This is a genomic window from Halarchaeum sp. P4 (assembly GCF_051195175.1).
Taxonomy (GTDB): Archaea; Halobacteriota; Halobacteria; order Halobacteriales; family Halobacteriaceae; genus Halarchaeum.
Map to the genome: position 1 here is coordinate 1,126,746 of NZ_JBNTKC010000001.1, position 25,934 is coordinate 1,152,679.

Annotated in this window: 37 protein-coding genes and 1 tRNA gene; 17 read left to right on the plus strand and 21 right to left on the minus strand. The window is 65.0% G+C overall.

Features of this window, described 5'->3' with window-relative positions; genetic code table 11:
• Positions 1-11: 11 nt before the first annotated feature.
• The 7 genes from ACQUS8_RS06055 to ACQUS8_RS06085 all read right to left on the minus strand — a co-directional run bounded on the left by ACQUS8_RS06055 (position 12) and on the right by ACQUS8_RS06085 (position 4,071).
• On the minus strand, positions 12-542 hold the full coding sequence (locus ACQUS8_RS06055; protein WP_435098431.1) for a hypothetical protein: 531 nt from the start codon (positions 540-542) through the stop codon (positions 12-14).
• Positions 543-1,316: a P-loop NTPase gene (locus tag ACQUS8_RS06060; RefSeq protein WP_435098434.1), complete on the minus strand. Its 774-nt coding sequence runs from the start codon at positions 1,314-1,316 to the stop codon at positions 543-545. It lies immediately after the preceding gene.
• 98 nt (positions 1,317-1,414) lie between these two features.
• Positions 1,415-1,885, minus strand: coding sequence for a hypothetical protein (locus ACQUS8_RS06065; protein WP_435098437.1), 471 nt, complete (start codon positions 1,883-1,885; stop codon positions 1,415-1,417).
• Between the two features lie 300 nt (positions 1,886-2,185).
• Complete coding sequence (locus ACQUS8_RS06070; RefSeq protein ID WP_435098440.1) at positions 2,186-3,232, minus strand: tyrosine-type recombinase/integrase; 1,047 nt, start codon at positions 3,230-3,232, stop codon at positions 2,186-2,188.
• Positions 3,229-3,531, minus strand: coding sequence for a hypothetical protein (locus ACQUS8_RS06075; RefSeq protein ID WP_435098443.1), 303 nt, complete (start codon positions 3,529-3,531; stop codon positions 3,229-3,231). Before ACQUS8_RS06075 ends, ACQUS8_RS06070 begins: the two co-directional genes overlap by 4 nt.
• Complete coding sequence (locus ACQUS8_RS06080) at positions 3,524-3,727, minus strand: hypothetical protein (protein WP_435098446.1); 204 nt, start codon at positions 3,725-3,727, stop codon at positions 3,524-3,526. The genes ACQUS8_RS06075 and ACQUS8_RS06080 overlap by 8 nt, the downstream gene beginning before the upstream one ends.
• Complete coding sequence (locus ACQUS8_RS06085; RefSeq protein WP_435098449.1) at positions 3,724-4,071, minus strand: helix-turn-helix transcriptional regulator; 348 nt, start codon at positions 4,069-4,071, stop codon at positions 3,724-3,726. Before ACQUS8_RS06085 ends, ACQUS8_RS06080 begins: the two co-directional genes overlap by 4 nt.
• Before the next feature lie 225 nt (positions 4,072-4,296).
• Between ACQUS8_RS06085 and ACQUS8_RS06090 the strand changes: the two genes are divergently transcribed.
• Entirely contained in the window at positions 4,297-4,596 is a 300-nt protein-coding gene (locus ACQUS8_RS06090; protein WP_435098452.1) for a winged helix-turn-helix domain-containing protein, read from the plus strand.
• Between the two features lie 5 nt (positions 4,597-4,601).
• On the plus strand, positions 4,602-4,907 hold the full coding sequence (locus ACQUS8_RS06095) for a repressor phrH2 (RefSeq protein ID WP_435098455.1): 306 nt from the start codon (positions 4,602-4,604) through the stop codon (positions 4,905-4,907).
• A gap of 355 nt (positions 4,908-5,262) precedes the next feature.
• Here the strand turns inward: ACQUS8_RS06095 and ACQUS8_RS06100 are convergent, their stop codons facing one another.
• Positions 5,263-5,772, minus strand: a complete 510-nt coding sequence (locus tag ACQUS8_RS06100; RefSeq protein WP_435098458.1) for a type IV pilin — start codon at positions 5,770-5,772, stop codon at positions 5,263-5,265.
• A 6-nt stretch (positions 5,773-5,778) separates the two neighbouring features.
• Entirely contained in the window at positions 5,779-6,234 is a 456-nt protein-coding gene (locus ACQUS8_RS06105) for a type IV pilin (protein ID WP_435098460.1), read from the minus strand.
• A 330-nt stretch (positions 6,235-6,564) separates the two neighbouring features.
• Between ACQUS8_RS06105 and ACQUS8_RS06110 the strand changes: the two genes are divergently transcribed.
• From ACQUS8_RS06110 to ACQUS8_RS06145, 8 genes are all read left to right on the plus strand, one after another.
• Positions 6,565-6,969: a hypothetical protein gene (locus tag ACQUS8_RS06110; RefSeq protein ID WP_435098463.1), complete on the plus strand. Its 405-nt coding sequence runs from the start codon at positions 6,565-6,567 to the stop codon at positions 6,967-6,969.
• 109 nt (positions 6,970-7,078) lie between these two features.
• A complete protein-coding gene (locus tag ACQUS8_RS06115; RefSeq protein ID WP_435098466.1) occupies positions 7,079-7,522 on the plus strand; it encodes a hypothetical protein in 444 nt (147 codons plus the stop codon).
• A complete protein-coding gene (locus ACQUS8_RS06120; protein ID WP_435098469.1) occupies positions 7,519-9,084 on the plus strand; it encodes a hypothetical protein in 1,566 nt (521 codons plus the stop codon). Before ACQUS8_RS06115 ends, ACQUS8_RS06120 begins: the two co-directional genes overlap by 4 nt.
• A complete protein-coding gene (locus ACQUS8_RS06125; RefSeq protein WP_435098472.1) occupies positions 9,084-9,323 on the plus strand; it encodes a hypothetical protein in 240 nt (79 codons plus the stop codon). Before ACQUS8_RS06120 ends, ACQUS8_RS06125 begins: the two co-directional genes overlap by 1 nt.
• A 70-nt stretch (positions 9,324-9,393) precedes the next feature.
• The gene (locus tag ACQUS8_RS06130; RefSeq protein ID WP_435098475.1) at positions 9,394-9,936 is read left to right on the plus strand and encodes a hypothetical protein; all 543 of its coding nucleotides are present in this window, start codon (positions 9,394-9,396) and stop codon (positions 9,934-9,936) included.
• A gap of 2 nt (positions 9,937-9,938) precedes the next feature.
• A complete protein-coding gene (locus ACQUS8_RS06135; RefSeq protein WP_435098478.1) occupies positions 9,939-10,724 on the plus strand; it encodes a hypothetical protein in 786 nt (261 codons plus the stop codon).
• Positions 10,717-11,889, plus strand: coding sequence for an ATP-binding protein (locus ACQUS8_RS06140; RefSeq protein WP_435098481.1), 1,173 nt, complete (start codon positions 10,717-10,719; stop codon positions 11,887-11,889). Before ACQUS8_RS06135 ends, ACQUS8_RS06140 begins: the two co-directional genes overlap by 8 nt.
• 184 nt (positions 11,890-12,073) lie before the next feature.
• Positions 12,074-12,469 (plus strand): hypothetical protein, encoded by a 396-nt coding sequence (locus ACQUS8_RS06145; protein WP_435098484.1) that lies wholly within the window; start codon positions 12,074-12,076, stop codon positions 12,467-12,469.
• Positions 12,470-12,494: 25 nt separating this feature from the next.
• Here the strand turns inward: ACQUS8_RS06145 and ACQUS8_RS06150 are convergent, their stop codons facing one another.
• Positions 12,495-13,223 (minus strand): methyltransferase domain-containing protein, encoded by a 729-nt coding sequence (locus ACQUS8_RS06150; RefSeq protein WP_435098487.1) that lies wholly within the window; start codon positions 13,221-13,223, stop codon positions 12,495-12,497.
• A 165-nt stretch (positions 13,224-13,388) separates the two neighbouring features.
• Complete coding sequence (locus ACQUS8_RS06155) at positions 13,389-13,646, minus strand: DUF7692 domain-containing protein (RefSeq protein ID WP_435098490.1); 258 nt, start codon at positions 13,644-13,646, stop codon at positions 13,389-13,391.
• Positions 13,647-13,913: 267 nt separating this feature from the next.
• On the opposite strand from ACQUS8_RS06155, the gene ACQUS8_RS06160 reads away from it, so the two are divergent.
• Positions 13,914-15,044 (plus strand): restriction endonuclease, encoded by a 1,131-nt coding sequence (locus tag ACQUS8_RS06160; RefSeq protein ID WP_435098493.1) that lies wholly within the window; start codon positions 13,914-13,916, stop codon positions 15,042-15,044.
• A 306-nt stretch (positions 15,045-15,350) separates the two neighbouring features.
• Here the strand turns inward: ACQUS8_RS06160 and ACQUS8_RS06165 are convergent, their stop codons facing one another.
• From ACQUS8_RS06165 to ACQUS8_RS06200, 8 genes are all read right to left on the minus strand, one after another.
• Positions 15,351-17,039: a MarR family transcriptional regulator gene (locus ACQUS8_RS06165; RefSeq protein ID WP_435098496.1), complete on the minus strand. Its 1,689-nt coding sequence runs from the start codon at positions 17,037-17,039 to the stop codon at positions 15,351-15,353.
• Entirely contained in the window at positions 17,036-17,533 is a 498-nt protein-coding gene (locus tag ACQUS8_RS06170; protein WP_435098499.1) for a DUF488 domain-containing protein, read from the minus strand. Before ACQUS8_RS06170 ends, ACQUS8_RS06165 begins: the two co-directional genes overlap by 4 nt.
• A complete protein-coding gene (locus tag ACQUS8_RS06175; RefSeq protein WP_435098501.1) occupies positions 17,530-17,799 on the minus strand; it encodes a hypothetical protein in 270 nt (89 codons plus the stop codon). The genes ACQUS8_RS06170 and ACQUS8_RS06175 overlap by 4 nt, the downstream gene beginning before the upstream one ends.
• Positions 17,796-18,068: a hypothetical protein gene (locus ACQUS8_RS06180; RefSeq protein ID WP_435098504.1), complete on the minus strand. Its 273-nt coding sequence runs from the start codon at positions 18,066-18,068 to the stop codon at positions 17,796-17,798. The genes ACQUS8_RS06175 and ACQUS8_RS06180 overlap by 4 nt, the downstream gene beginning before the upstream one ends.
• Complete coding sequence (locus ACQUS8_RS06185; RefSeq protein WP_435098507.1) at positions 18,065-18,676, minus strand: hypothetical protein; 612 nt, start codon at positions 18,674-18,676, stop codon at positions 18,065-18,067. Before ACQUS8_RS06185 ends, ACQUS8_RS06180 begins: the two co-directional genes overlap by 4 nt.
• Complete coding sequence (locus ACQUS8_RS06190; RefSeq protein ID WP_435098510.1) at positions 18,673-18,954, minus strand: hypothetical protein; 282 nt, start codon at positions 18,952-18,954, stop codon at positions 18,673-18,675. Before ACQUS8_RS06190 ends, ACQUS8_RS06185 begins: the two co-directional genes overlap by 4 nt.
• Positions 18,951-19,184 carry a hypothetical protein gene (locus tag ACQUS8_RS06195; protein WP_435098513.1) on the minus strand — a complete coding sequence of 78 codons (234 nt, stop codon included), beginning with the start codon at positions 19,182-19,184 and terminating at the stop codon, positions 18,951-18,953. Before ACQUS8_RS06195 ends, ACQUS8_RS06190 begins: the two co-directional genes overlap by 4 nt.
• A gap of 178 nt (positions 19,185-19,362) precedes the next feature.
• Positions 19,363-19,436, minus strand: a tRNA-Tyr gene (locus ACQUS8_RS06200).
• 123 nt (positions 19,437-19,559) lie between these two features.
• On the opposite strand from ACQUS8_RS06200, the gene ACQUS8_RS06205 reads away from it, so the two are divergent.
• The 3 genes from ACQUS8_RS06205 to ftsZ all read left to right on the plus strand — a co-directional run bounded on the left by ACQUS8_RS06205 (position 19,560) and on the right by ftsZ (position 21,643).
• On the plus strand, positions 19,560-20,108 hold the full coding sequence (locus tag ACQUS8_RS06205; protein WP_435098516.1) for a zinc-ribbon domain-containing protein: 549 nt from the start codon (positions 19,560-19,562) through the stop codon (positions 20,106-20,108).
• A 172-nt stretch (positions 20,109-20,280) separates the two neighbouring features.
• Positions 20,281-20,454 (plus strand): ribbon-helix-helix domain-containing protein, encoded by a 174-nt coding sequence (locus ACQUS8_RS06210; protein WP_435098519.1) that lies wholly within the window; start codon positions 20,281-20,283, stop codon positions 20,452-20,454.
• Between the two features lies 1 nt (position 20,455).
• Positions 20,456-21,643, plus strand: a complete 1,188-nt coding sequence (ftsZ, locus tag ACQUS8_RS06215) for a cell division protein FtsZ (RefSeq protein ID WP_435098522.1) — start codon at positions 20,456-20,458, stop codon at positions 21,641-21,643.
• Positions 21,644-21,769: 126 nt separating this feature from the next.
• On the opposite strand, the gene ncsA is transcribed toward ftsZ, so the two are convergent.
• Positions 21,770-22,741: a tRNA 2-thiolation protein NcsA gene (gene ncsA, locus ACQUS8_RS06220; protein WP_435098525.1), complete on the minus strand. Its 972-nt coding sequence runs from the start codon at positions 22,739-22,741 to the stop codon at positions 21,770-21,772.
• A 170-nt stretch (positions 22,742-22,911) separates the two neighbouring features.
• On the opposite strand from ncsA, the gene ACQUS8_RS06225 reads away from it, so the two are divergent.
• The 3 genes from ACQUS8_RS06225 (at position 22,912) to ACQUS8_RS06235 (ending at position 25,142) form a co-directional block, all read left to right on the plus strand.
• The gene (locus ACQUS8_RS06225) at positions 22,912-23,694 is read left to right on the plus strand and encodes an SDR family NAD(P)-dependent oxidoreductase (protein WP_435098528.1); all 783 of its coding nucleotides are present in this window, start codon (positions 22,912-22,914) and stop codon (positions 23,692-23,694) included.
• A 169-nt stretch (positions 23,695-23,863) separates the two neighbouring features.
• Entirely contained in the window at positions 23,864-24,463 is a 600-nt protein-coding gene (locus ACQUS8_RS06230; RefSeq protein WP_435098531.1) for a TetR/AcrR family transcriptional regulator, read from the plus strand.
• 37 nt (positions 24,464-24,500) lie between these two features.
• Positions 24,501-25,142, plus strand: coding sequence for a DUF7095 family protein (locus ACQUS8_RS06235; RefSeq protein ID WP_435098534.1), 642 nt, complete (start codon positions 24,501-24,503; stop codon positions 25,140-25,142).
• Here ACQUS8_RS06235 and ACQUS8_RS06240 read toward each other — a convergent pair.
• A complete protein-coding gene (locus tag ACQUS8_RS06240) occupies positions 25,139-25,927 on the minus strand; it encodes a class I SAM-dependent methyltransferase (protein WP_435098537.1) in 789 nt (262 codons plus the stop codon). The genes ACQUS8_RS06235 and ACQUS8_RS06240 overlap by 4 nt on opposite strands.
• Positions 25,928-25,934 lie beyond the last annotated feature (7 nt).

The window sequence follows — 25,934 nt, forward strand, 5'->3', positions numbered from 1 at the left end:
TCGGGGCGGAGTCAGGCGTCGCCGACCGGGTCGAAGCCGAGTTCGGCGGCGCGTGCCTCCGCTTCCTCGCGGGCCTGCGCGCGAATCTCCTCGATGCGCTCGGCGTCCTCGAGGAACGCCGCGACGGCGTCGTAGCCGGTGTCCTCGGCGTCGGGCGTGCGCTTGCGGGTGCGTTCGGCGAGCTCCGGGTCGCCCGCGAGGCGCTCCGCGAGCGCGTCCGGTTCGACCGCGGACTCGGGACCGAGCGGCGGGTCCGCGTGCTCGTAGAACCGGACGTGCAGCGGGCCGTCGAGGCCGTCCCGGGCGAGCGCCGCCACGCCGTCCGCACCGACGGGCCCGGTCGAATGGCGGACGCGCACCGGCACGCCGTCCGCGAAGGCGACGAGGCCGTCACCGCCCTCGCCGAGGAGGAGCGAGTCCGCGGGCACGAACTCCGCGTAACCCGTGAGCGACGCGTCGAGCGCCTGCGCGAGCGCGCGGCCCGGGTCGACGACGACCCGCGAATAGGCGAGGTCGCCGCCGAGGTCGACGCCGGCCGCCATCTAGATGGCCTCGGGGATGACCGCGCTGCGGAAGCGGTCGGCGAGCGCGTCGCCGTCGCCCGCGTCGACGTCAATGCGTTTTGCGGCGTCGCGGTAGGCCTGCGCGGCGGGGCTGTCCGGAGCGTACGCGAGCAGCGGTTCGCCCGCACGGCGGGCGGCGCGCGCCGCGTCGTCGTCCGGAACGTGGCCGACGATGGGGCCCTCGAAGTAGCGTTCGGCCTTCGGCGCGATGGCGTCGATGCCGTCCTCGGGACGGACCTTGTTGAAGAGGACGCCCGCGACGCCCGTCCCGTAGGACGCGGCGTACTCCTGAACCTTCAGCGCGTCCGAGAGCGCGGGAATCGTCGGCTGGGTGACGAGGACGACGCGGTCAGCGAGCACGATGGGGAGAACGGAACCCGGCGACCCGATGGCCGCCGGCGAGTCCAGCAGGAGGACGTCCGTGTTCGCCGCGAGCTCCGCGACGACGTCGCGCAGGCGCGTCGGGTCCGCCTCGCGGAACCCCGCGAGGTCCGTCCCGCAGGGGACGACGGTCAGCCCGAAGCGCTCGTAGCAGGCGTCCGCGACCGAGGCGTCGCTGTCCGTGAGCAGGAGGTCGTGGAGCGTGACGGGCGCGTCGTCGAGGCCGGCGTGAAAGAGCAGGTTCGCCATCCCCGTGTCCGCGTCGACGACGGTCACGTCGTACTCCTCGGCGAGTGCGAGACCGAGCGCGAGCGTGCTCGTCGTCTTCCCCGTGCCGCCCTTCCCGCTCGCGACGGCGAACGCTTCGACCATTTGACGTAGTTCGGCGCGCAGGACGTATAAGGACGCTGGTGAGACAGACGGAGACACGCTTACACAGGGAAAACGGTGGAGAGGTGGTCGGGTCGCCGCTACTCCTCGCCCGCGCCCTCCTCTCGGAGCAGCGCGGCGATATCGGCGGCGTCGAGGTCGCCGAGGTCCTCGAAGAGCGAGTCCGCGAGGCCGCGCGTCTCCGGGCGCTCGCCGCGCCGACACTCCTCGTAGAGGTCGGAGACGGCGCCCCGGTAGGAGGCGAGGTGGCGGGCGTGCTCGACCGCGGAGCGGACTGACTCCGCGCTCGCGTCCGGACTGACGACGGCGTCGTAGCGTTCGCGGTCGACCCCCAGTGGCGCGTCGCTGACTGCGACGACGGTGAGCGGCCCGTCGGCCCGCTCGCGTGCCGCCGCGACGAGCGCGTCGACGTCCGCGACACCGTCCGGGTCGACCAGGAGGACGGCGTCCGCAGGAATGGGGTCCGGGAGGTCGTCGACGGCGTCGACGTGCACACGCTCCTCGGAGAGAGCGGCGGCGACCGACGGCTCCGAACCGGCAACCAGTATCACGGCTTCCGGGAATTTCGGCGCACCGTGGATAATACTTTGGAAACACAGGTTGAAATTACTATCTGCCACGAGCATACTGTGACTCGCGGGTCGCTCGTCGGGAAAGAGGGTAGTGCATACTGGTGGTGTCGAGCGCAGGAAGTCGTGTGCATCGTTGGAAGCGAAACCGGACCGAGACTACTCCGAGTTTACAGACGTTCGTCCCCCGCGTGGAATCGACGGAAGTAGTAGTCCGCCCTCCCCGGACTGAGTCCATCCGGAAATTCGCAGGCCATGGCCGGGACGCGTCGACAAACATCGTTACAGTCCCTCCAGATGCTCGCGGCGTTGCTCGGCGCGCCGGCGCTCGCTCCGGCGGTCGTAGTGCTTGTCGAGGATTTGCTCGCTCGCGTCCATCCGGTCGCTCACTACGACACGCGGCGCGTCGGCGAGTCGGTAGGCGGTAACGCGGCCGCTCCGGACGTCGTGCGGCGAGCGAGACGACGGGCACGTGCTCATCTTCCCGTGTTCCGTCGCCTCGCAGTCCTCGGGGTCCCGGTCGTGCGGGCACGCCTCACTGCGCCAGCACGGGCGCGTGATGCGGTAGAGGGCGTCACGGACCGTACTGCGAGCGATGCGCCCCTGCGGGGTCGTGACGAGCGGGGCGCGGCCGTGGTCGTCCGTCACGTCGACGCGCGGGCCCTCGATGTAGTCGCGGATGACGCCGGCGACGTACTCCGAAATCGAGTTCCACCGCTCCGACTGCTCGTCGTTCTTCAGCCCGGTACCCTGCCCGGGCCGGTGCACGAAGTGGAGCGCTGGGCCGTTGGCGTTCGGTCGCTCGCCGTCGAGGTCGAGATCGTCGAGGTCGAGCGCTCGGAGCGCCCCGATGCGGCACCCCGTGTTCCAGAGCACCAGCATCACGACGTGGTTCCGACTCGCGTAGTGGTAGCGAGACAGGTAGTCGAGAATCGACGTCGCACGGTCCGGGTCGAGCGTCGTCTCGCTCACGTCCTGCCCGTGGTTCACCTGCGGTAGCGGCACCTGCGTAAACAACTCCTCGGGAACCGCGTCTATCTCGCCGCAGAAGCGCAGGAACGCGCGAATCGTCGCCAAGTCCCCGCGGAGTGTGACGTTCCGCAGCTCCTCGCCGCTGTAGCCGCCTTCGCGTCGCCAGACGCGGTACGTGTACAGGTCGCGCCCGGTGAGGTCGTTCAGGTTCTCGAGGTCTTGCTCCTCGCACCAGGCGACGAACGCGCGAAGGCGGTAGTCCTGTCCCTCGAGTGTGTCCTCGGTGAGTTCGTGCTTCCGGGCGTCGAGGTAGAGACGGCGAGCCTCGTTGGGTGAGAGTGGCTGTAGGTCGCTCACAGCTCGTCACCTCCGAAGTAGGCCGCGATGACCCCAGGCGCACAGTCCGAGCAGAGCGCGCCGAGCGGCCCGTCGGTCACGTCCGTGGTGGTGCCGCACTCGCAACAGGCGTCGTCGCCGGTCATGTTGCGAGCGACCGTGCGGAACGCGTCACGGCGCTCGTCGGGCACGTAAACGGTCGCACTCCCCTCCACACCTTGGAGTTCGAGGACGCGACCGCGGACCGACGCGCCGCGAAGCTCGCCGAGCTGATGGCGCTCGTCCGGGTGTCCCGTCCGCGGCTCGGCGGCGTCACTCATCGTCGCCCTCCGCGGACAGGACGACCTCGCCCCGGTTGTTCCGCGCGACACTGACGGCGTCGCCGGGCTCAGCATCAAGGGCGTCCACGACTGGCGTTCCGAGGAGGATGCGCGTCTCGTCGCCGACCTCGTAGACGTGATACGTCCGTGGGAGCGCCGGTCGACGGCGCGTGTAACCCTTGTCGGTGTCGCTCATGCACCTGCCTCCGTCCCGGCCGCCACCCATTCCTCACGCTCCACGAGGGCGTGCTCGCCGGCGTCGGTCAGCTCGTACTCGTTCGTCCGCCCGTCCCGCTCGCGCTTCGCGACGAGCCCCTCAGTGACGAGGTCGTCGAGGTTCGGATACAGCCGGCCGTGGTTGATCTCTTCGCCGTAGTAGTCTCCCACCACGCGCTTCACCGTCAGCCCCTTCGACGGACCTTCCCGGCGGAGCGCGTGCAGGAGGTCGCGCTGGAACGCCGTCAGGTGCGCGAGTTTATCCGATGCCGATTCGTCTAGCGTCGTGCGGGCGTCACGGCCCGCATCGGTGGTTTCGTCCATAGCAGTCCACGAAACCATCCTTTTGGGCCAGCGTGGTAGCGCTGGCCCGACTCCCTACCAAGTAGAGAGTGGTGTCGGATGCTTTCGTAATTGTCACAACACAACACTCTAACTTATACGTTAGGGTGTTGCCGTATTACAAGCATCGTGCTAATTAACTCGAATGTCCCGGATTAATCCTCCCCGTGCCAGTACGTTAGGGAAATGCGTCTCTCTGCAGAGTGGATGAATCTCATAGACGACCGCATTCTTGAGATTCTCGTCGACGAAGACCGGCAAATGAGTCCGACAGAGATTGCCGACTACCACCATATCAACTTCCACCCTGCCTACATCGGCCGGCGTTTCTCGAAGCTCCGTGAGGCCGGGCTGGTTAGGAAAACACATCCGAACAAGGCCCTCTATGAAGTTACTGACAAAGGCCGCGCGTACCTCAACGAAGAGTACGACGTCGAGGCCGGAATGTACGTCGACGACATGAATGGAAACGGCGAAACCAACATCAACGCCGACGAGAAAGCCTAACCTCGATGTCGGTCCGGATACACGCGCGCTGGGTGACGAGCGCCGACGAGGACATCCTTGAGTACTTACGCGACCGCGACCTTGCCAGCCCCAGCGAAATCACTCGCGCTATCCGGACCCCAGCGACAACACGCCGCGTTCGCGAGCGCCTCCGTGTCCTCTCGCAAGCCGAGTACGTCGCCCCGCTCGACGACGACTACGACGTCTACCAGCTCACCATCTGGGGTCGTCTCTATCTCGACGGCGAAGTCCGCGCCGACCTCCTTATCCCTGAACCCGATCCACGGCGGCCCGGCCACGTGCTCGGTTAGTTGTCGCGACGATACGGCCCCCACGTCCGAATCCGAGCGCTCGACCCGAGTTGCAGTCGTCGCATCGAACCAGCCGAGGTCGCGCGCCGTCCTGATCACCCGGACAGCGTCCGGCTTCACGCAGTTCATCCACGGCCAGATTCGAGCGCGCGGAAAGTTGAGCGCGCTCGCGGTGGCGCTTGCCCCTCTTTCGGGATGCTGGCTCGCCCACGCTGAACACGCCGATCATTCTCAATGGAATCGTGCGAATCTGAGTATAAGGGCGGCGAGAACGTCCGCGCAAGCGCCGGCTCAGAAAGCGTAGCTGTAACTATACACGAATTATCAATAAAAGAACGGCTCAGATCGCGAGGTGTTAGCTCGGGGTCGTCGAGGAGCTAATGATTGAAGACTGGCCCGATTCGGACTGCCAGACGACGCGAACGGTCTCTCCGTTCGTGAAGGGACCATCACCAGTAGTGTTGGTCCAGTCGGAGACAGATTCGGAGAGCACCAGCGTATCACCTGCCGAAAGCTCGGCAGTAGAGTTCCAGCTTCCACTGGCAGTGACGTTCGAGTCCATCGACCCGCTGTCGTTCCAGTAGGACGTCCCACCGACACTCACGGTGACTGCAGACGTCTGAATCGGGCTATTGCTTCCCTGTTGGGTGATAGAAATCGTGTCGTTCGTATTCTGGTTGCTGAAGTTCTCGTACTCGTAGCCGAACGTGGCCTGCGGTGCCTGATTACCGACTTGGCTACCGAGCCCGAGGACGAACGTTCCGATAACGGCCGCGAGAATCACAGTTATCGCGACCATCAGTATGACCCCGATAACCGGCGACACGCCACGATCGTCGCCGCTAAAGAGTTGTTTCAGTTCCATTGATGGTTACCCGTTGTAGGTCCACGAGGAGATAATCGAGGACTTCCCGGAGTCGCCCTGCCAGACGAGGTTCACTTTCTGGCCGTCAACCCACTCAAGGCCGTTAGTCCGTTCGGTCGCGGTCGAGTTCCAGTTACGGATCGTGAGCGTATCTCCTGCGGAGACTCCACCAGTCGGACTGCTGGTGATGTTGACGAATGAGCTGCCGGTCGTTGAGGCGGTCAGGCTGCTTGACTGGATCGTTGAGCCGCTACTTTGGAGTGTAGCGTCAACGGACGTCATATTTCCAGACTCCCACGTGAAGCTGGCCTGTGGCGCTTGGCTGCCGACCTGATTCCCGAGTCCGAGGACGAACGTGCCGATGACGGCCGCGAGAATAACCGTAATCGCGACCATTAGAATGACGCCGATAACCGGCGACACGCCACGATCGTCCGCTTCGAAGACTTGTGTTAGTTTCATGGGTTTACTGCGCCGACCCAGCCACAGAAGTCATATGGGAGTCTCACGACTCCAGATGTGTAGGTCGAGAGGTCGGCCCTCCGTCCCTACGTCCCCTTCTGCTGGCAGTGGTCGGCGTCTAGGTGCTATCTGACGCGGAGCTAACTTAAAATGGGTGGCCGATTGTGGCCGCTGAGTCGGGCGAAAGCTTTGTCTACCCGTGCGTCACGCCCGCACAGCCGAGAATACGGATTCGTGACACGATGGAGGTGCCGGAGACATTTCGATTACTGTGAAATTCCCCGGGAGTTAGACCGACTCTAGGCCCGCAAGCGCGACTATCGGGGTGCAATGGCACGTAATTCCATTGACCCCATCGACCTGTTCGGGATGGCGCTCGTCGCCATCTTCGGGCCGATGGCTATCGGCGTTGTAGCGTTCAAAATCACCGTCTTCGGCGGGTTCTCGTTCACCGACATCCTCTGGAGCGGATCGGGCGTCGAGATTACCTACGCGACTGTCCTCGCGCTCATCGGCGTCGGCTGGATTGTGCTCGCGAACTTCATCGTCGGCGACTGGGACATCGACGAGCTCGAGTGGTACCACACCGCGGCTATCGTCGTCGCGCTCGGTATCGTCCCGGTCTACGCCGTTGTCCCGGCCGTGCAGAACGTCTTCTCTGACTACGGCGCAATCGCGCTCGTCGTCGCCATCGTTCAGACTGGCTTCGGGCCGCTTCTCTCGTGGGAGGGCTAACGATGCAGGCCAACCACACTCGCGACCTCGACGGCCGGCTGATGTTCGCCGCGGGAACACTCACGACGCTCGTCGGCGTCGCGCTTCCGAAGCTTCTGGGGGTGCCGCTGTGACGGACGCCGACTCTCCGGCGCCGTCGCTCTGGAAGGGCGCGCTCGCGTCCGGTGTCCTGCTCGTCGTCGTCGCGATTGTCGGCGAGCCGAAGGGCGTCGCCCTCCTCGGCGCGCTTCTCCCTGTCGCGTGCGTCGCGTGGGTCCGGTACGACTCTCGCCGCGCCGCTCGACTCGACGAAGAACGGACAGATGTGTCCGACGCCCGCAGCGGCGAGGCCGCGCGTGCCGACGGCGACGGGCGCGGTCTCGACTACGGCGGCGAGTCTCTCAAGGACGACCGGGAGAAGGCCCGCGTCCGTTCCGAGGCACCATCCGTTTTCGCTCCGTTCGTGCAGGGTGAGCGCGCCGCTGTCGACGCCCTCGCGAACGGCGCGACGCGCGACGACGCGATTGCGGCCGGGCAAGAGGCGGTCGCCGAAGCGCGGGGTGGTGGGTCGTGACGCGCACCGTGCGCCGGCTCGCCGCCCTCACCCTCGTCGTCCTCCTCGTCTCCTCGAGCGTCGCCGCGCCCGTCGCCGGTGCGAGCCTCGGCACCATGACCGGCACGGCCGCCATCGACTCGCCCGACAACATGGAGCCGTACACGTCCGGGAGCGGCGTCTGTAGCTACGACGGCCTGTTCAACCTGCTCGGCATCAATCTCGCCAGCACCGACTGTGGCCAGTCTGCACCCGATCAGACGATGAACAACACGTCGAAGATAGAAATCTATCAAGATGCCTCTGAGCTGAAATCGTGGACGGAGACGACTACCACATCGCACAATAACTCCCTGCAGAATATCCAGACGACGCTCTACGCCTACGGAGAGGCGCGTCAGAACGCGCTCCTGAAGAATGGGACGACCACGACCGCGATGCTCAACAACAAGGTCAACCAGACGATTGCTGACCGTGTGTCTAAGATTCAGCAGAATCGTATCAACGTCTGGAATCAGCGTGTGCAGATCCTGAAGAGTCTCGTTGTTGCTCGTGATTCAGCGGGGATATCGATTAAGTATGTGACCGCGCAGACCACCTACAACGGGTGGAAAAACCGAGAGCTTCGTGAGAGAAACTTTGCGACAACAAACATCACCCTCGCTAATGGGTCATCAACCCAAATTAACGTCTTTGCTATCGAGTCATCAACAACCTCGCACACGCTAAGCGATGGTATCTCTCCAAAAGACAGTACGGTTTGGTCGATTGCTAATGTCCCGACCGAGTGGTGGGGCACAAACGGTAAGACAACTGGCCAAAGCCCGTTCCGCGTTGTCGTCAAGCCGGCGACGTCATCGGATACGGTAATCACGCTATTTAAAACCGATGACCATCCGCAGTATCAGAATTGGCAGACGCTCCTAAAGAAGGCGGCGCTCGCGAAGCAGAACCTCGCGGCAACCGCGTCGTGGAAGGTCGACGCCTACCAGGCCGGCGAACTCGACTTAGCGAACGCGACGAGTCCGCTCACACTCGCCCAAGAGTACAGCACAAGCTACGCCGAGACAGGCAACCTCGCGTATGCTCGTGCGACGGCGGCGGCCGCCGGCTACGCGACGCCATCGCTCAAGAACGTCTCGGTGATGACCGTGCGCGACGCGCAGGCTGGCTACAACTACACCGGCGCGCTCCTCTCACAGACCGCGCCCGACAATGGGACGTGGATGCTCGGCCAGCAGTACAACGCCGCGCAGATCGACGGTGTGCAGCTCGTCGCGACGACCACCGGCAAGACCCACACCCTCCAGGGCAACTTCACCGTCACCTCGATGAAGAACGCGAACGGCGAGACGCTCAACCAGACGCACGTCCGCCAGTACGACTACACCGTCTCGAACTCCTCGCAGTACATCCAGCTCCAGCAGGAGCTGAACGAACTCCGTGAGACCATCGCGAATCGGACTGCGAGCGGCGGCACCTCCGACCCCGGTAGCGGCGGTGGGTCCGGGTCGCTCGCGATCGTCGGCCTGCTCGCCGTGCTCGCCGTCGCGGGCGTCGCCTACCTCCAACGGGATAACTGATGCTCCTACTGCTCTGGAAGGTGCTCCGCCCCGTCCTCCCCTACCTGCTCGCGTTCCTCGCGCTCGTCGCAGCGGCGACCGTCGTCGGCGACGTCACCGGCTGGTGGGATATGCACGCCATCGTGCTCGACGCCGCCTTCGAGGCGGTTCGTGGCGTCTGGCACATGGCCGTCGACGCCATCGAGGCCGGCATCAACTGGGTGCTTGACGAACTCGCGGCGCGCCTTAACCCGTTCTAACTCGCGGCCCTTCGGGGCCGTAGCCGTCCGTGGTCGGTCCGCCGGAGTTCGATTCTCCGGGCGGCTCTCGATGAAACGCAGTATCCTCCTCGTCGTCCTCGTCGTCACGATCGCCATCGTCGGCGGCGTCGGCGTCGCGAGCGCGGCGAACAACTCCACGACGACGTCGAGCCCGCCGACGCCGGCCGGCGGCCATCCCGTCGCCGTCGACGGCGTCCTCACCATCCAGGGCTGGACCTACGAGGACGGCATCATGAACGTCACCCTCCAAGCCTCCCAGTACAAGAGCGTCACCCTGAGCGCGTCCGCCGAAAAACAGGGGAAGGTCTCAAGCGCGGCCTACCGGCAGGTGATTCTCCAGCGCGGCGAGACGACCACCATCTCGCTCCCCGCCGACCGGATTGATGGCGCCGCCTCCGTCTCCGTGACGACGAGCGCCTGCATCGCCTCTGGGTCGTGTCCGACCATCTACTCCAACGACAACACGGGCCCGTGGCTCACCGGCGGGAGCGAAGTCGGCTGGCTCGGCGGGATGGGCGTCGCCCTTACCTCCTGCTTCGGCGTCGGCTGGTGGGTCCTCCGTCGCGGAACCGACGAGCCGGAGGTGGCCTAACCGTGCGCGCGACCTTCGCTGACTGGCGCGATCGGCTCACCTTCATCCTCACCGAGAGCCCCGTCCTCGGCGGCTTCATCGTCCTCCTCGCGCTCGGCGGGTTCGGTGGTCTCGTCTGGCTGTTCACCGCTGGGGGCGTCGACGTCCCCGCGTGGGGCTGGTCGCTCATCGGCGGCGCCCTCGTCCTCACCCCGATTACCGTCCCGAGCGCGTACGCGCTCGCGCGGTGGCTCCGCCGCCGCCGGCAGGTGACTGTCTACCTCTGTAACGCCGAGAATCACGCGACTATGGATGGGAAGGCACAGGAGAAGTTCTACGTCCCACCCGAGATCTGGAGCGAGAAGTCCATCGGGAAATGGGCGCCCACCCCCATCAACGGCGGAAGCGCGTGGCAAGTCCGCGAATTCGACTGGGATGCCGATACCGAGACGCTCTACGTCGAAGGCACCCCGCTGCCCGCGCTCAACGACGACCGGATGTTCACCTGGCGGAACTACGTCGAGGACATCTACGGCGACCTCATCGACCGCTACCACGCCCTCAACCGGGCGCGAGACCGCACCTCGAAGATGGCTGTCGACGTCGAAGAGGCCGCCATCAACGAGAGTGCGGAAGCCCGCGAGCGCGGCCAGATGCTCGACCAGACCGCGGCAAAAGACGCCTGGGAGGACGCGACCGACGACCTCGATGACCTCGCCGGCACCGACGACCTCCCCGACATCGACGACTACATGGACTACAACGAATCCGAACACGCCGACGAACCGGAGGCACAGGCCGATGAGTGACGACAACGGCGGTGACGATCTCTACACGCCCGCGCAGTACCGCGAGCACGTCGACGGCTACGGCGCCCGCGACGCCCACGGCCACGAGTACGCCGGCATCGTGCAGGACCCGAAGGTCTCGCGCTACCTCGGCATCCTCGCCAACCACTACGACCCGACCACCAGCGACGAGCCCGCCGAGATGCCCGCCCGCTGGGCCGACCTCGAGGACGTCCAAGACATCGTCTCGCTCGCCGCCACCGAGCGCGGCCGTGAGGCGATGGCAGACGGCGATATGCAGATGCTCAAGCACCTCACCGGCCAGACCGACCAACGCGCCGACGTGAGCGGCATGAAGGCCATCGACCAACTCCGCTCGCTTCTCACCGGCCCGGCGCCGATGTTCTACCTGTGGGCCGAGCCCGGCACCGGGAAGACGAACTTCGCGCTCCTCCTCGCCCAGCTCTGGAAGGCCACTCACGAGGGCGAGGCGCTCCTCGCCTCGAACATCCGCACGCTTCGCGAGACCGACGCATGGACCGACGACGACGGCGTCGAACGCGATGGCTGGCTCTCGAACTTCGGCGAGCTTGAGGAATGGATTCAGCAGGATGGCGACCCGCTCCACAACTCCCAGACGCCCAAGCTCTTCCTCTTCGACGAGGCCTCGTCGAGCGCCGGCGGCTCAGGCACATCCGGCTACGAGACGAAGGCGAAGATGGGCCCGCTCGCCTACAAAATCAGGAAGTACGGCGGCGCGCTCATCGTTATCGGCCACGACGGCAAGGACGTTCACCCGCTCATTCGCGAGCTCGGGAAGGCCATCCACAAGGAGGGCCTGAAGGACGCCACCGTCTACGACGACGTGCAGAACCGCCGCGGCAAGGGCGAAGTCCTCCAAATGACCGGCATCCCCGAGACCGACTACCGCTACGACGACAAGGAGCCCACCTCCTGGTCGTGGTCCAACGGCGAGGAGGAAGACCTCGACTACGACGACGTCGTCGAGGACGTCGCCATGTGGACCATCGTCAACGAACGCGAGAAAGACGACCCTGTTGCGTACCGGAAACTGGCGAAAAAGACACCCTGGGACGCCTCTACCTGCTCTCGAAGGTGGAAGCGATACAAGGAGGATGGCAAGTACGTCGATGCCGTACAACGCGTCGAGGACATAATCGCATGACGGCGTCGGGGTCAGCCGTGTTGCATGATGCATGCCCCCCGCCGTACTGTATAGTGCAAGCGGGGTCCTACCCGCCGTCGCTGGCGCTCCTCCGGAGGCTACCACCCCGAAACCGGGGGCGGCCCGGAGTATATATAGAACGCGCGCGACGCGAACGCGTGGCCTCACAGAGGACAGAATAACGATGGCGTCGAAAAAATCGAAGCGCGCGAACCGATACGGAACGCTCGCCGAGCAGAAGATGGCCGAGAAATGGCGACTTCGCCGTGAGGGCGTGCATACGTTCTGGCGCGACGCCGTCGATTGTGACGGGACGCCGTGGGAGCTGAAGGCCGCCGTCGTCGAGACCGCGAGCGGACGCCCCGGACGCTTCCGCGTTCGCGAACACGCCCACGACCAACTCCTCGAGCACGGCGGCTGGTACGGCTTCGCCGTCTATCGCCGCGTCGGCCGCGGCATCCGTATCCTCCGCTACAAGGCCATGCCCGCCGCCCGCCTCCCCGTGAGTGCGTGGTACGGCGCCGGCGGCACCGACGAGCACGACCACACGAAAATCAGCATCGCGGACGTTATGCAGTAATCCTGCTTCTGATCGACTCTCTGGGTTATTGGGCTGTAGTGCTTTCGTCAGTGCCTCGTTCTACGAGTGACTCGCGATAGAGGTCTGGTTCGCCTGTAGGCTCTGCTGGAGCGGCACGGATGACGTGCTGGTCCTGCCAGCCGTCGTGAAGTTGTGTGAGGGTCTTGAGTGCGGCTCCAGCGAGTCCATTTCGATTGAGCGCGACGTGGTTGTGTTCGGTGACGCGCCATCCAGCCGCACGTAGAATATCGACGAGTTCGCTCTCAGTCCACTCGTGGTTGTGGCGGTGGTACGGGTTCGGAGCGAAGCCGTCCCAGATGTTTCGTCCGAGGACGAAGCGAGCGCGCTGAATAAGCCGCGTCGCGTTTGGTGTAGAGAGGACGAAGTACCCATCGTCAGCGACGACTCGACGTGCCTCCTCCAGCGCTGCCAACGGGTCGAAGAGGTGCTCGAGAATTGCACCCATCACCACGACGTCGGCGGTGTCGTCATCGACCGGCCATTCCTCTTCGACGTTACACTCACGAACGTCGACGTCGTATCCGGCAACGTCCCTACGCCACGTCTCGCCGAGATTGCCGTACGCCAGACCGATATATTCGATTTCCCCAGGCGCAGGATCAGCGTCATTTAGAAGATACTCAGCGAGCTGGAAGGGTTCAACCCCAGCATCAACGACGACGTCACCCTCTCCGATATCGGCCGCTTCTGAGATTGCCTCAAACCGTGGTCGGTGTTGCTCTTCCCAAGTCACAATCTGACAGAGAAGACAGCAGGGGGAAACTTGAGTCTCGGGGCCAGAACGGGGTTCGACTCGGCGCTCAACCCGGAGCAACGGCAACCGCGTCACGTATCGGGCTCACAACGAGCCCCAATATCGGCATCCTTCAGCTCGGTGACGAGGATAGCGCTCCGGCAGTCAGTCCGGATGGACCGACACCGATGGTCGCTTGAACTCGACGGTGACGTTTCGTGTCGAGACGGCATCGGCGATTTTCTCGGCCTCACTCGGCGGAATGTCGGCCTCGGCGAGCGCCTGCTCCAGTTGCGGGAGTACACGACCGGCGAGGTCGCACGACTTCACGACGGCGTCGGTCTTGTTCACGCCCCAGAACTCGGCGGCGTCCTCGATGACGTCCTTGCGGTGTGCGTAGTCGCCGTCGGTGCGGATGCGCATACTCGTACACACGGCCCGCAGAACCTAGATATCTGCGGTGACTGGAACGCTCCGAGTTTAAGTAGTCGCCCGAAACTCGTCCTCACTCGCGGGGTGGTGACGCGAGAAATTCGTCTCGATCGGGGTCGCCGTACACACGGCCGGCGTCGGAACCGCGGGGCTCGTGTGCATATTCGGAAGGGGTGTGTTCCGAACGCGTGAGAGGTGGTGTGTGGGTAGTGGGAGGTAGTTTCATGCTTGAACAGTCGTGATTAGTGCGTAATAGAGATGGCATCAACGGAGGAATTACGCGAACACTTCGAGACCATCGCTGGAATTGAACAGAAGACTGGCACGAAACGTCGTCAACCAGACTTCAACCGTGCAATACCGGGGTTGATTGAAGCATTAGGTTACGATCGCGATCAACTGTTTTACGATGTTACGTATGAGCCAGAAACAGACTCCGGCTATATCCGATGGGTGAATGCAGCTATCAAAAGGGATGTCACCTCTCCGATTTGGATGACTATATCAACTAATTTTAACTATATCCATGGACAAGAGGAGTCGATCAGCTGGCCCGGACGCAGAAGATATCAGGCCCGTATGGACAAGCGAACATTAGAAGATATATCTAATCAAACAGAGGCTCAGTATTCTGTATTAATATCGAACCACCGTATTGCGTATTATAATGGATTCCAGTTTGAAGGGTCGGCCCTTGAGGATTTAACGTACGAGGAGGTGCAGCGAATCTTCGATGAATTACGTGCACCAGAGTCTCTTCCCGAGAGTGAAGAGGAGTCGAAAGTCGATCGACAAGAGATATTCCACCGAACCCAACTTCGTCAACCAGATGCGGATATTGACATTTCTATAGAAAAGGAGTATTATTCACTTGACCTACAGAACTTCTGGGACGAGTTACAAACGGTTCGCTCTGCCGAATCGCCGATCGAGAAGGGGGATTCCTTAGAGAAGCTATCAAAGACCATATTCAACGGATTCCCATTCATAGAGATTCGGGGGCAGAATGTACGAACATCCTCTGCAGAGATAGACCTGATTTTAGAATATCATCCCCCGGAGGGGGGGACAGTCTTTGACGATTTTGGTAGATATATTCTCGTGGAGTGTAAAAATTGGAAAAAGTCTGTGGGTGCAGATACGGTACGTGATTTCAAGGGAAAAGTTGACTCAGCAAAGGTTGACCTAGGGATAATTGTTGCATCAAATGGAATTACAGGCGAGAGTGGGAAGGACGCGGTTGATGAATTAAACCAATATTATCAAAGGGACGATAAGACTATTGTCGTAGTTGACGAGTCTGATTTAGAGACTATAATACGTGGGAATTCTCTATATGAGATAATTGACCAGAAGATCTTCAACCGGAGATTTAGAAAGATATTGTAGACATCTCTTAGAGGGAGGGTTGATTCATGAGGGGTGCGAAATTTTCGCGCGCCCCGCGGGGCGGGGCTGTAGCGGTGCGGGGCGGTGCCCGCGCCGAAGGCGCGGGGTACCTTGGTTTTGTGCCCTTAGGCACACCTCTAACGGCGCGCTGTACACCGGGTGTACAGCGCGCTCGTCGGGCGCGACCGTGCTCGGCGTCCTTGTCGAGCCGCCGAACTCACGCGATACTCTCGAAACTCGTTGATACGCGCGTGAGAACGGCGAAAAGAAGGGGGTCGGAGAGTGTTGCCACTATCCGCCGGCCGTCTACTGGAGATAGTAGAAGGCCGACGAGCCGCCGGTTCCGAAGTCGATGAGTGCGCCGCGGAAGGTGGCGGGGTCACGGCCGGCGTCGGTCCACAGCTCGAAGCCGCGCTGGATGCGGCGCTGAATCTCGTCTTTGCTCAGATCGTCGCTCATCCGTAGGCGCATCCGCGCGCCGTCACGGTTCTCGATGTCGATGTCGTACTTTGAGGCCCACGCGATGAACGCGCTGGCGGTCTCCTCGACGCCGCGGCGCTGGGCTTCGGCGGTCTTCGCGACTGTCTCAAGTGCGCCCTTCCCGGCTTCACGGGCCTGGCGGACCTTGTCGACAACCATCTCCGCGACGAACGGCGACTCGAAAGCGATCTTCTCGCGCGAGCGTTCCAGGAAGTCGTCGAGACGCCGGAGTGCGCGGTACACCGAGCCGAGCGGTCGGTCGTTCTCCTCGGCGATGTCTTCCGGTGCGACCTTTCCGCCGTCGCTCACCAGCGTTTCGGCGATGTCCCACTCGACAGGCGAGAATCCGCCGTCTGCGAGGTGGCGAACGACCACGGATTCCTGCTCGTCACGAATCCGTGCGAAGTCGAGACTGACCGGGTCCGGGCCGGCCTCGCTCACCTCCGGCTTCCAGTACGAATCCCGGAAGAACGGCCCGCGACGCTTCGGCCCCTCGTCGCCATCGTCACCAGGCGCGACGTCGAGCCCGGCCTCAGCGAGGATAGAGACGATCACCCGATCGAGTTCGCGCTGCAGCTGAGTGATGCCGTCGTCGTTCCAGCGGAGCGTGAAGTCGCCGGGCATCTGCGAAACCTGATAGGCGACCTCGAGCTTCGGGTGCGCGAGCGGTTCACTGGGCTTCCGGTCGGCGGCCTCACGCGCGTAGTAGTGTTTCGCCTCGAAGGCGAGTTCGTGGCCGGGGAAGGCCTCGGCGACGCGTGTCGGACCGAGTGTCACCGTGTGGTAGTAGCCGGGGAGGTTCGTGCCGTAGTCGTCGTCATCGTTTTGCACGACCTTCCGGTAGCCCGTCCGGTCGTTTTCGAGGAGGTGGCCCATGCGCGCGAGCGGGCCGTCTCGGCCGTGCACGGGGCCAGACTGGCGCTTGTCGAGACGGACGTAGCGCGCGGCGTCCTGCACGTTGCTCGTCTCGTGCGGGCCGTAGCCGTCCTCTCCGGGGATACCGCCGAAGTGCTCGGCGTTCACGCCGAACGCGGTGACGGCGTGCCGGAGAAGCGGGAAGTAGCGCCGCGGGTCGATGTTCGCGCCGGACACGCGGACGCTCAGCCCGTCACCGAGGGCGTCCGGCGTCGGGATGTCCGTCACTTCCCCGTTCTTCTTCTCGGCCTTCTGGCCGCGCCACCGCGGCCGCACGTGCGCACTGAAGCGCTGGCGGCCTTCGCGACCGACGGCGGGCTCGGCGACGGGGTCCTCGTCCGGGTGGCGCTTGATGGTCAGACGCCACTCGCGAATCGTCTCGAAATCCACCGTCGTCCCGTCCGGTGTCTCGCCGCCGTCCGGCGGCAGAAGGTTCCCCTCCTGGTACGAGATCGTCGCGCGCCACCGCTCACCGCTCTCGGTAAAGTCCCGCGTCGTGTCCGACGGGTCGAACGCCGATTCCAGCGCGAACCAGCCCTCGAGTCCGCTGAAGTTCAGGTTCCCGGCGACTTCGTGCCAGCCCGGCGTGACGGTCTTCACGCGCCGTCACCTCCGAAGGTGGTGAGAGAGGCGTCACGGGGCTCGGGTTCGGGGACGAACGGCTCGGGGTGGTGCTCGACGTCGATGTCGGCGAACGGTTCGACGAGGACGTCGGCAAGCACGCGTCGGTGACACCACCGCGGGTTCTTCTCCCAGCAGACGAGCGTAAGCGTCTCGCCGTTCCGGAGTCGGTTACGGAGCTTCGACAACGCTCGGTTCGCATCAACGTGGTTCTGGAGGCGGCGGCGATAGCGCGGCTCGAAGCTCACGCTCTCCCACGCGACCTTCGCGGGGAGTCGTTCGCCGTCGTTCTCTGCGGCCTCCTCGACTTGCTTGTAGGCGGTGAGGAGGTCCTCGGAGGGCGCGAGCGTCCGGATGTTGCGCTCGGTGGCGTCGTTGATGAAGTCGTGGGGCCGACGAACGACGGCGAGGACGGTCCCGGTCTCGACGTCGAGACTCGGGAGACCACCGAAGTACGTCGTGTGAACCGTCATGCGCGGCCCTCCCCGTGTTCGAAGGTCGTGCGAGCATGGTCGTCGGACTTCTCGACAGACAGGTTCGCGGGCCGGTTGTCGTACTTGACGCCGCTCTCGTGGTGAACGTGGTACTCACCGGCGGAGAAGACGAGGTACGGGCTCGCGCCGTCAGCGATGGCGAGGAGCTGGTGAACGTAGACGTAGCGCTCGCGCTTCTCGCTCGGGTCCCACGCGCGCCACCGCTCGTAGCCGTCGCTCCGGGTTTCGAGACGCGCCGGCGTCACGGCAACCACCCCGCTCGGCGGACAGCGTTCTGAATCGCGGGCTTCGCGCTCGGCGCGTAGATCGCCGTGCGAATCTCGCCGTCACGAACGGGGAAGACGCACCGCGTTGTCGGGTCGTACCGCGCGCGCTCGCCGCGCAGCCACGCGCCGCCGGGAATCTCGTAGCCCTGTCGCCATGCGTCCTCGACGGTCGGCGTCAGGTCGAGGCGGTCCGCCCGCTTCAGGAACTTCTCCCGAGCGTGCTTCGAGACCGTGATGCTCACGCTCACCGCGAGTCACCCCGGTCGGTCTCCGCGCCTACGTAACGACCCGCGCCGTCCGTCGCGAGCGTGCCGGTAGTCCGCCGGTCGACGGTCACGATGACGTCGCGAAGCACCGGGCCGCGCTGGAGGAGATAGGTCGCTTCGCGCTCGAACGCGGCGAAGCTCTTCATCCCCCACGAGTTCCAGCCGAACGTGATGACGCGGCCGTTCGGACGAACGAGTTCCTCGAAGTCCTCCAGCGCCGCGTAGATGTTCTTCGCGTGGATGCCGTCGTACTTGTCGTCGGCCTGTGTGTCGTCGAATGGTGGGTCGAAGACCACCGTGTCGAATGACTGCGGGCCGAAGTGCTCGGCGATGCGCTCGACGTTGTGGTGCGTGTCGGCGTCGCGCTCCGGATTCAGGTCGTTCCTGACGATTTCGCCGTCGTGGTTCAGCTTCGTCTTCCCAGCGCAGGCGTTCAGTACGCGCCCTTCGAGGAGACTCTCGACGAGGTCGCGCGCCGGCTCGTACTCGAACGTCCATCGCCCGAGCGTTCGCGCGTTCCCGTCACGGTCGCGTCCACCGTTCGCGACGACGTCCGTGACATCCTCGAAACGTGAGATTCCGTCACTCACAGGGGCTCACCCCGTCGGAGCCGCCGGTAGTCGTCGCGCTCGAAGCGGTGGCAGACAATTTGCTCGCTCCCGCACCCGCACGCGGAGACCGGGCCGGGCGTGTCGGCATAGCGACGGCCACACTCACAGCACGTGAACAGCCAGACCTTCCCGTGCGGACCGGACGCGGGAAGACGTTCGCCGGGGTCAGCCTGCCACTCGCTCGGAGAACGTCGGTCGACCGCGTGCCCGCCGTCCGTGACGAGCACCGCCTGTGAGGGGTCGCTGCTCTGCTTCACGCCTCATCACCCCACAGGGACCGACAGGAGGCGCACAGCGGCACGCGCTCGGTGTTCGCTCTGTCAGGCAGGCGGACACGCCGGACGTCGTGCTCGTCGCCGTCCGCGCCGCACATCTCGCACTCGTCGCCCTTGGGGGCGCGCTCGGCGAGTGATTCCCAGTAGCCTTCGGGGCGCGCGCCGAGACCGCCGTCGGCGCGCAGACGAGACGCACGAACGAACTCGTGCATCACCGCTGGTCACCTCCGTCGACTACGGGAATCGCAACACGGCGTGAACCCGGAACGGGTACCCCGTTGAACCCACATTTCGGGGTGTCTCCCGAAAAGTCGAAAGCGGACGCGAGAGACGATACGGCAGCGGTTTTACGGAGTTGCCACTTCTGCGTGGAATCAGCAGGAAATGGGATCCGCCCTCCCCGATTTGAACGGGGGACAAGCCGATCTACAGTCGGCTGCTCTACCAGTCTGAGCTAAGGGCGGGCGCATTCAACAGTAGGTCGTGGAGCGAATTTAAGACTTCTCATTCGACATCGCGGTCGCGGGTGTGTCGACGGAATCGGCGTGGGGTTTGAAATGGTCGGGCTCATTATTGGGACACATCGTATGCCGAAGATAACGTTCCGGGCGGACGCGGACCTCGTCGAGCGCGTCGAACGCCTCGATGCCTCGAAGAGCGAGGTAATGCGGCGTGCGCTCCGGGCGTACCTCGACGGGGACGCCGAGCGCGCGGCGGACACGGGGGCGACCTCGCGTGCGCGTGACGCCGAGGGGTCGCTGGACACACTGGTGGACGCGCGCATCGAGCGGCGGCTGCGTGAGTTCCTCGACGAGCAGGAGGAGGCGTCCGACAGGGACGACGTGACGGTAAACGTGACGCTGAACGGCGCGGACGTCGAGCAGAGCCGGGCGGCCGACGCGACGGCCGGGCGGACGAGTGCGGAGTCGTCGCCGGCGCCTGACGCGCCGTCGGACGCACCCGTGTGCTCACAGTGCGGGGAGTCGCTCGACGAGGAACACGTGTTCTGTCCGAACTGCGGGGAGCGTGCGGCCGGGCATCCGACGTGTGAGTGTGGCGCGGAGCTGCGTTCGGACTGGGCGTTCTGTCCCGACTGCGGGCGTCGGACAGTGTCAGCTGATGTACTCGACCGGTAAGACGGCCGTTTACACAGCCATTAACTATTTACGTGGATACGTTGTCGTTGTGTGTACGTAAGACGGGCGTCTTACAGGAAATCGAGGGATTGCGGCGCACTGCGCCCGATTCGAGGACCGACGTAAGACAGAGAACGGGGATGACCCCACCGTCTTGCAGGGGAATACAACAATGGAGCGTGTGACACTCCGGATTCCGAAGCAGCAGATCGAGGAGGTCGAACAGATGGTCGAACTCGGGAAGTACCCGAACCGATCCGAGGCCATCCGCTCGGCCGTCCGCGAGATGCTGGACGAACAGGCCGACTCACAGTCGAACGAAAACCGCAGCTGGGCGAAGGTGTAAGATGCAGGATATCGTCAATCAGGCCCTCGAGAACGCCGAGGCCGAACAACGAGACATGAGCGACGTCTCCAGCGACGGTGACGAGTTCGGGGACCCCCGAATCGTCATCGTCGGCTGTGGCGGCGCCGGGAACAACACGGTCAACCGGCTGTACAACATCGGGGTCGAGGGCGCGGACACCGTCGCCATCAACACCGACAAGCAGCACCTGAAGATGATCGAGGCCGACACGAAGATCCTCGTCGGGAAGTCCCTGACGAACGGCCTCGGCGCGGGTGGCGACCCCTCGATGGGCGAGCGCGCCACGGAGATGGCCCAGGGAACCATCAAGGAAGTCCTGGGCGATGCCGACCTCGTCTTCGTCACCGCCGGGATGGGCGGCGGAACGGGGACGGGTGCGGCACCCGTCGTCTCCAAGATCGCCAAGGAGCAGGGCGCCATCGTCGTCGGGATGGTCTCGACGCCGTTCAACGTCGAGCGCGCCCGCACGGTGAAGGCCGAGGAAGGCCTCGAGAAGCTCCGCGAGGAAGCGGACTCCATCATCGTCCTCGACAACAACCGCCTGCTGGACTACGTCCCGAACCTGCCCATCGGCAAGGCGTTCTCCGTGATGGACCAGATCATCGCGGAGACCGTCAAGGGCATCTCGGAGACCATCACCCAGCCCTCGCTCATCAACCTCGACTACGCCGACATGACCGCGATCATGAACCAGGGCGGCGTCGCGGTGATGCTCGTCGGCGAGACACAGGACAAGAACAAGACGGACGAGGTGGTGAAGGACGCGATGAACCACCCGCTCCTCGACGTCGACTACCGGGGCGCGAGCGGTGGCCTCGTCCACATCACCGGCGGTCCGGACCTCACGCTCAAAGAGGCCGAGGGCATCGCGGACAACATCACCGAGCGCCTCGACGCCTCCGCGAACGTCATCTGGGGCGCTCGGATTCAGGAGAACTACAAGGGCAAGGTCCGCGTCATGGCCATCATGACCGGCGTCCAGTCCGCGCAGGTGCTCGGTCCCTCGACGCAGAAGCAGGCCGACAAGTCCCGCGCGGAACTCCGCGAGGTCGAGGCCGACGGCGCGTCGTCCTCCACGTCCTCCTCCACCTCCGAGTGGGAGGGTGCACACAGCGACGGCGGTCAGGACGAGCTCGAGCAGAACAACGGGCTCGACGTTATCCGCTGAACGGTCTTTCTTTCTTGGGTGGGAACGGGAGTTCACGCTCCCGTCACGAGTCGGCGAGCGGCGGCGCTCGCCACAGTTCCGAACGCGTCGTGTAAAACGGGTGTCGTGTCTGACGTGTAAGACGCATCAGTCGGCGGCGTGGACGGCCTCGACGAGGTAGCACTTCCGGCAGACGTCGCGCGTCGTCGGCGCGCCACACTCCGTACACTCGTTCAGGTCGGCCTCGCTGCCGTCCGAGCGATAGCGCTCCGCGGCCATCGCCGCCATCTCCTCGTAGCCGGCCATGATGCTGTGCCGCGTCCCCGGGTGGGCCTCCTCGAGCGAGAGGAGGAGGTCCTGTATCTCGCCGCGGAACGCCTCGCTCGAGTGGGGGCATTCGGCCATGTGGACGGGGAGGTCCCGAAGTTGCGCGTAGAGGGCGACCTCCTTTTCCGGGATGTCGCGCAGCGGTTTCGCGCGCGGCACCATCCCTTCCTGTTCGTTGCGCTCGTCGAACGGGCCGAGCGAGGCGTCGAAGTGCTTGCCCATCTGCTCGACGTTGCCCTCGAGGACGTTCATCAGCGCCGTCTCGGCCTCGTCGTCGAGGTTGTGGCCGGTGAGCAGTTTGTCGGCGTCGTAGCCGGCGGCGTACTTCGAGAGGAGGTCGCGGCGGAACACCCCGCAGTAGGCGCAGGCCGCCATGTCCTCGGGGTCGGAGTCGACGACGTCGTCCATCTCGACGTCGAACTCCTCGGCGTAGGAGACGACTTCGTGGGCGATGTCGAGGTCCTCAACGAGTTCCTCGCAGGCGTCGACGCTCCGGTCGCGGTAGCCCGCGATGCCCTCGTGGATGGTGAGGGCGACAATCTCGACACGTGGGTCCTCGGCGAACGTCTCGTGGAGAATCTGGGTGAGGACCACGGAGTCCTTCCCGCCCGAGAGGCCGACGAGCCACGTCTGTGGGTCCTCGGGCGTCGCCGAACTCGGCAGCAGGTCGTCCTCGCGGACGCGCCGGCGCACCCGACGCTCGACGGACTCCCGAAAGTGGCGCTCGCAGAGATGCGTCCCCGAGTACGCCGCGTGCATGACCGCCTCACGGTCGCACTTCGTACACTCCATCGCGTCTCGGTTGTGGCCCCACGCGTTTGACCTATTCGCTCGGCGGACCCGTGGGGGCCTAGTTTGATGGGACGCGGCGCCGTCGCGGGAGGCATGGAGTACGCGAAGCCCGAAACGAACCCGTCCGGTTCGCTCCCCGACCAGCACGCGCGCGTCGAGGTGTCCGACTGATGGGGCGACTGCGCGCGGACTTCTCCGATGACACCGTCATCGTGACGGGCGGCGCGTCCGGCATCGGTCGCGCGGTGGCGATGCGCTTCGGCGAGGCGGACGCGACGGTCATCGTCGCGGACCTCGACGAGGAGCCGAAGGACGCCGAGGTGCCGACCCACGAGGTCATCCGCGAGTCCGGCGGCTCGGCGGAGTTCGTGGAGACGGACGTCACGGAGCGCGAGCAGGTGGAGACGCTGGTCGAGGCGGCGCGCGAGTTCGGCGGCGTCGACGTGATGGTGAACAACGCGGGCTTCCACGTCGGCGCGTCGATTCTGGACCTTGACGAGGCGGCGCTTCAGACGGCGCTCGACGTGAACGTCCACGGGGTGTTCCTCGGGACGCAAGTCGCCGCACAGGACATGCTGGAGCGCGACGACCCGGGCGTCATCATCAACACGGCGTCCATCAGCTCGAACCTCGCGCAGTACGACCAGGTGGGATACGACGCGACGAAGGGCGCGGTACGGATGTTGACCCGCGGGTCGGCGCTCGACCTCGCGGAGCACGGCATCCGCGTGAACGCCGTCGCGCCCGGGCAGATTGCGACGGAGTTCGTCGAGGGCTGGTCGGAGGAGGCGACGGAGAAGGCGTCGTCGGGCGGCCTCATCAAGCCCGTGCCGCTCGGACGTGCGGGCGTCCCGGACGACCTGCCGGGGGCCTACCTCTACCTGGCGAGCGAGGACGCGTCCTACGTGACCGGCGAGTTCGTCCACGTCGACGGCGGGTGGCAGGTCTTCTGAATCGTGTGGACCGCCCTTCAAGTGACGTGACCGAATACAGAGAGGACGTGACGGCGACGTGGGCACGGCGTCACACGCTCCATTGGACCGCGGCCGTCTCCCCCGGCGGCCCGTCGGTCCGTCGTAACCGACACGTTTTCCTGTCTGACTGACTGATTAGTCAACCATCATGGGAGACGACGGGGACCGCACGGAGACCCAGACGGCCATCATGGAGGCGACCTACCGGGCGCTCTGCGAGCACGGCTACGCCGACCTGACGATGCAGGCCATCGCCGACGAGTTCGAGAAGTCGAAGTCGCTCATCCACTACCACTACGACACGAAAGAGGAGTTGCTCGTCGCGTTCCTCGACTACCTCCTCGACGAATTCCTGCAGAAGGTGGAGGCCACCGACGACGAGGACCCCCGCGAGCGCCTCGAACGCCTCGTCGACGCACTCCTCTCCGGCCCCGGCGAGGCCGCCGACTTCCAGATTGCGATGCTCGAGTTGCGCTCGCAAGCCCCCTACGTCGAGGCCTACCGGGAGGCGTTCGCCGCGAACGACGCTCGGCTCTCCGAGTTGCTCGCCGACACCGTCCGCGACGGCATCGAGGCCAGCGAGTTCCGCGGCGTCGACCCCGAGCAGGTCGCGGAGACGATTCTCGTGATGGTCGACGGCGCGCGCACGCGGAGCGTTCTCTTCGGCGACGAGGACCCCGTGGAGCACACGCGCCGCGCCATCGACGGCTACCTCCACAGCCACGTCTTCGTCGGCGACGGCGAGTAGGGAAACCCGTTTAGGCGCGCACGCACTCCTCCCGGACATGGACCGCGACGCCGCACTCGACAGGGTGGAGGCCGTCCTCGACGCCGTCGCCGAGGAGCGCCTCCCCGTCCCCGTCCGGGAATGCTGGGTCTACGGCGACGTCGCCCTCGGGAAGGACCCCGTCACGCGCCTCGACGTCTACGTCACGAAGGACCTCCTGCTCGGTGGCGACCCCGCCCCCGACCTCGACGCGGAGTTGGGCGTCGAGGGCATCGGTCGGACTGTCGACGCCGAGTGGGCGCGCGAGCACCCCGAGTGGGTGCGCGTGAACGACAGCGGCCACGTCGCCCCCGAGAAATGCCTCGCCGCCCACCTCCTCCCCGACGACGACGAGCCCGTCCACCTCGAGGTCTGTAACGCCGGCTTCGAGCGCAACGTCACCCAGCGCGCCGAGGGCGCCCGCGCCCGCGAGAACTACGAGCAGGTCATCGACCCGCGCGGCGTCTGCCTCTACGCCGAGGGCCAGCGCAGCGACGACGCGCTCGAGAAACTCCGCGAGAGCGCGCTCGCCTTCCCGACACTCGAGGAGTCGCTGACGATGCTCGGCTTCGAGGAGGAGGAGGCCGAGACGGCCGCCGAGGCGATGCGTGCCTACGAGGAGCGCCAGGAGGGCGCGACCGTGCGCGGCGACGTCGTTTAGACCTCGCCGACGACGACGTAGAACGGCACGACGGCGCGGCGCTCGTACTCGCCGGCGCTCATCTGCTCGACGACGTCCCGACCCATCGCCTTCCACTCGCTCTTCAACTCGTCGACGCCCGCCGGGCTGAGTCCTCCCTTCTGGAGAGTGTGTGTTTGCTCTCTGATTCGCGTGCCTGCGGCCTTCGCCTTCGCGGCCGCGAGCGCCGCCTCGTCGTAGGGCGGCGCGACAGTCTGCTCGTGCTCGTAGCGCCGGCTCTGGATGTCGGAGAGGCCGGCCTCCTCGAAGAGGTCGGCTGCGCTCGCGCCGAGGGTCACGTCCGTCTCCACGCCGGCGATATAGGTGTCGCGCGCGCGTTTGGCGAGCGGCGCTTCCGCCTCGACGGAGGACTCGACGAGCACCTCGGAGTTGTCGGGTTCGACGCACGCCACGAGGTCCGAGGAGACGCGCGCGAACTCCTCAACGGCCGCGAGCGGGTCGGGGAGGTTGATGAGGAGCGCCTGACAGACCACGAGGTCGAAGGCGTCGTCCGCGAAGGGGAGGCGCGTCGCGTCACCGAGCGCGCGCGCGTCCGCCTCGACCTCCTCGAGCAGGACGCGGTCGGCGTCCACCGCGACCACCTCGGCGTCGGACTCCTCGCGGAGGACGCGCGTGAGTTCGCCGGTGCCACAGCCAACGTCGAGGACGCGCGTCCGCGAGTCGAGGCGCAGGGGCGCGAGCGCCGAGCGGTCCTCCCACATCCCCCGCCGGGTGTCCTTCAGGTATTCGGACGAGAAGCGTCTCACTGGGTGT

What these genes read in the sequence shown, in the direction of transcription:
- ncsA (WP_435098525.1), bottom strand. Translation starts at nt 22,741, where the DNA reads ATGGAGTGTACGAAGTGCGACCGTGAGGCGGTCATGCACGCGGCGTAC.
- ACQUS8_RS06225 (WP_435098528.1), top strand. Translation starts at nt 22,912, where the DNA reads ATGGGGCGACTGCGCGCGGACTTCTCCGATGACACCGTCATCGTGACG.
- ACQUS8_RS06060 (WP_435098434.1), bottom strand. Translation starts at nt 1,316, where the DNA reads ATGGTCGAAGCGTTCGCCGTCGCGAGCGGGAAGGGCGGCACGGGGAAG.
- ACQUS8_RS06160 (WP_435098493.1), top strand. Translation starts at nt 13,914, where the DNA reads ATGGCATCAACGGAGGAATTACGCGAACACTTCGAGACCATCGCTGGA.
- ACQUS8_RS06130 (WP_435098475.1), top strand. Translation starts at nt 9,394, where the DNA reads ATGAAACGCAGTATCCTCCTCGTCGTCCTCGTCGTCACGATCGCCATC.
- ACQUS8_RS06110 (WP_435098463.1), top strand. Translation starts at nt 6,565, where the DNA reads ATGGCACGTAATTCCATTGACCCCATCGACCTGTTCGGGATGGCGCTC.
- ACQUS8_RS06125 (WP_435098472.1), top strand. Translation starts at nt 9,084, where the DNA reads ATGCTCCTACTGCTCTGGAAGGTGCTCCGCCCCGTCCTCCCCTACCTG.
- ACQUS8_RS06195 (WP_435098513.1), bottom strand. Translation starts at nt 19,184, where the DNA reads ATGCACGAGTTCGTTCGTGCGTCTCGTCTGCGCGCCGACGGCGGTCTC.
- ACQUS8_RS06105 (WP_435098460.1), bottom strand. Translation starts at nt 6,234, where the DNA reads ATGAAACTAACACAAGTCTTCGAAGCGGACGATCGTGGCGTGTCGCCG.
- ACQUS8_RS06145 (WP_435098484.1), top strand. Translation starts at nt 12,074, where the DNA reads ATGGCGTCGAAAAAATCGAAGCGCGCGAACCGATACGGAACGCTCGCC.
- ACQUS8_RS06100 (WP_435098458.1), bottom strand. Translation starts at nt 5,772, where the DNA reads ATGGAACTGAAACAACTCTTTAGCGGCGACGATCGTGGCGTGTCGCCG.
- ACQUS8_RS06055 (WP_435098431.1), bottom strand. Translation starts at nt 542, where the DNA reads ATGGCGGCCGGCGTCGACCTCGGCGGCGACCTCGCCTATTCGCGGGTC.
- ACQUS8_RS06230 (WP_435098531.1), top strand. Translation starts at nt 23,864, where the DNA reads ATGGGAGACGACGGGGACCGCACGGAGACCCAGACGGCCATCATGGAG.
- ACQUS8_RS06095 (WP_435098455.1), top strand. Translation starts at nt 4,602, where the DNA reads ATGTCGGTCCGGATACACGCGCGCTGGGTGACGAGCGCCGACGAGGAC.
- ACQUS8_RS06140 (WP_435098481.1), top strand. Translation starts at nt 10,717, where the DNA reads ATGAGTGACGACAACGGCGGTGACGATCTCTACACGCCCGCGCAGTAC.
- ACQUS8_RS06155 (WP_435098490.1), bottom strand. Translation starts at nt 13,646, where the DNA reads ATGCGCATCCGCACCGACGGCGACTACGCACACCGCAAGGACGTCATC.
- ACQUS8_RS06090 (WP_435098452.1), top strand. Translation starts at nt 4,297, where the DNA reads ATGAATCTCATAGACGACCGCATTCTTGAGATTCTCGTCGACGAAGAC.
- ACQUS8_RS06085 (WP_435098449.1), bottom strand. Translation starts at nt 4,071, where the DNA reads ATGGACGAAACCACCGATGCGGGCCGTGACGCCCGCACGACGCTAGAC.
- ACQUS8_RS06170 (WP_435098499.1), bottom strand. Translation starts at nt 17,533, where the DNA reads ATGACGGTTCACACGACGTACTTCGGTGGTCTCCCGAGTCTCGACGTC.
- ACQUS8_RS06210 (WP_435098519.1), top strand. Translation starts at nt 20,281, where the DNA reads ATGGAGCGTGTGACACTCCGGATTCCGAAGCAGCAGATCGAGGAGGTC.
- ACQUS8_RS06075 (WP_435098443.1), bottom strand. Translation starts at nt 3,531, where the DNA reads ATGAGTGACGCCGCCGAGCCGCGGACGGGACACCCGGACGAGCGCCAT.
- ACQUS8_RS06205 (WP_435098516.1), top strand. Translation starts at nt 19,560, where the DNA reads ATGCCGAAGATAACGTTCCGGGCGGACGCGGACCTCGTCGAGCGCGTC.
- ftsZ (WP_435098522.1), top strand. Translation starts at nt 20,456, where the DNA reads ATGCAGGATATCGTCAATCAGGCCCTCGAGAACGCCGAGGCCGAACAA.
- ACQUS8_RS06235 (WP_435098534.1), top strand. Translation starts at nt 24,501, where the DNA reads ATGGACCGCGACGCCGCACTCGACAGGGTGGAGGCCGTCCTCGACGCC.
- ACQUS8_RS06080 (WP_435098446.1), bottom strand. Translation starts at nt 3,727, where the DNA reads ATGAGCGACACCGACAAGGGTTACACGCGCCGTCGACCGGCGCTCCCA.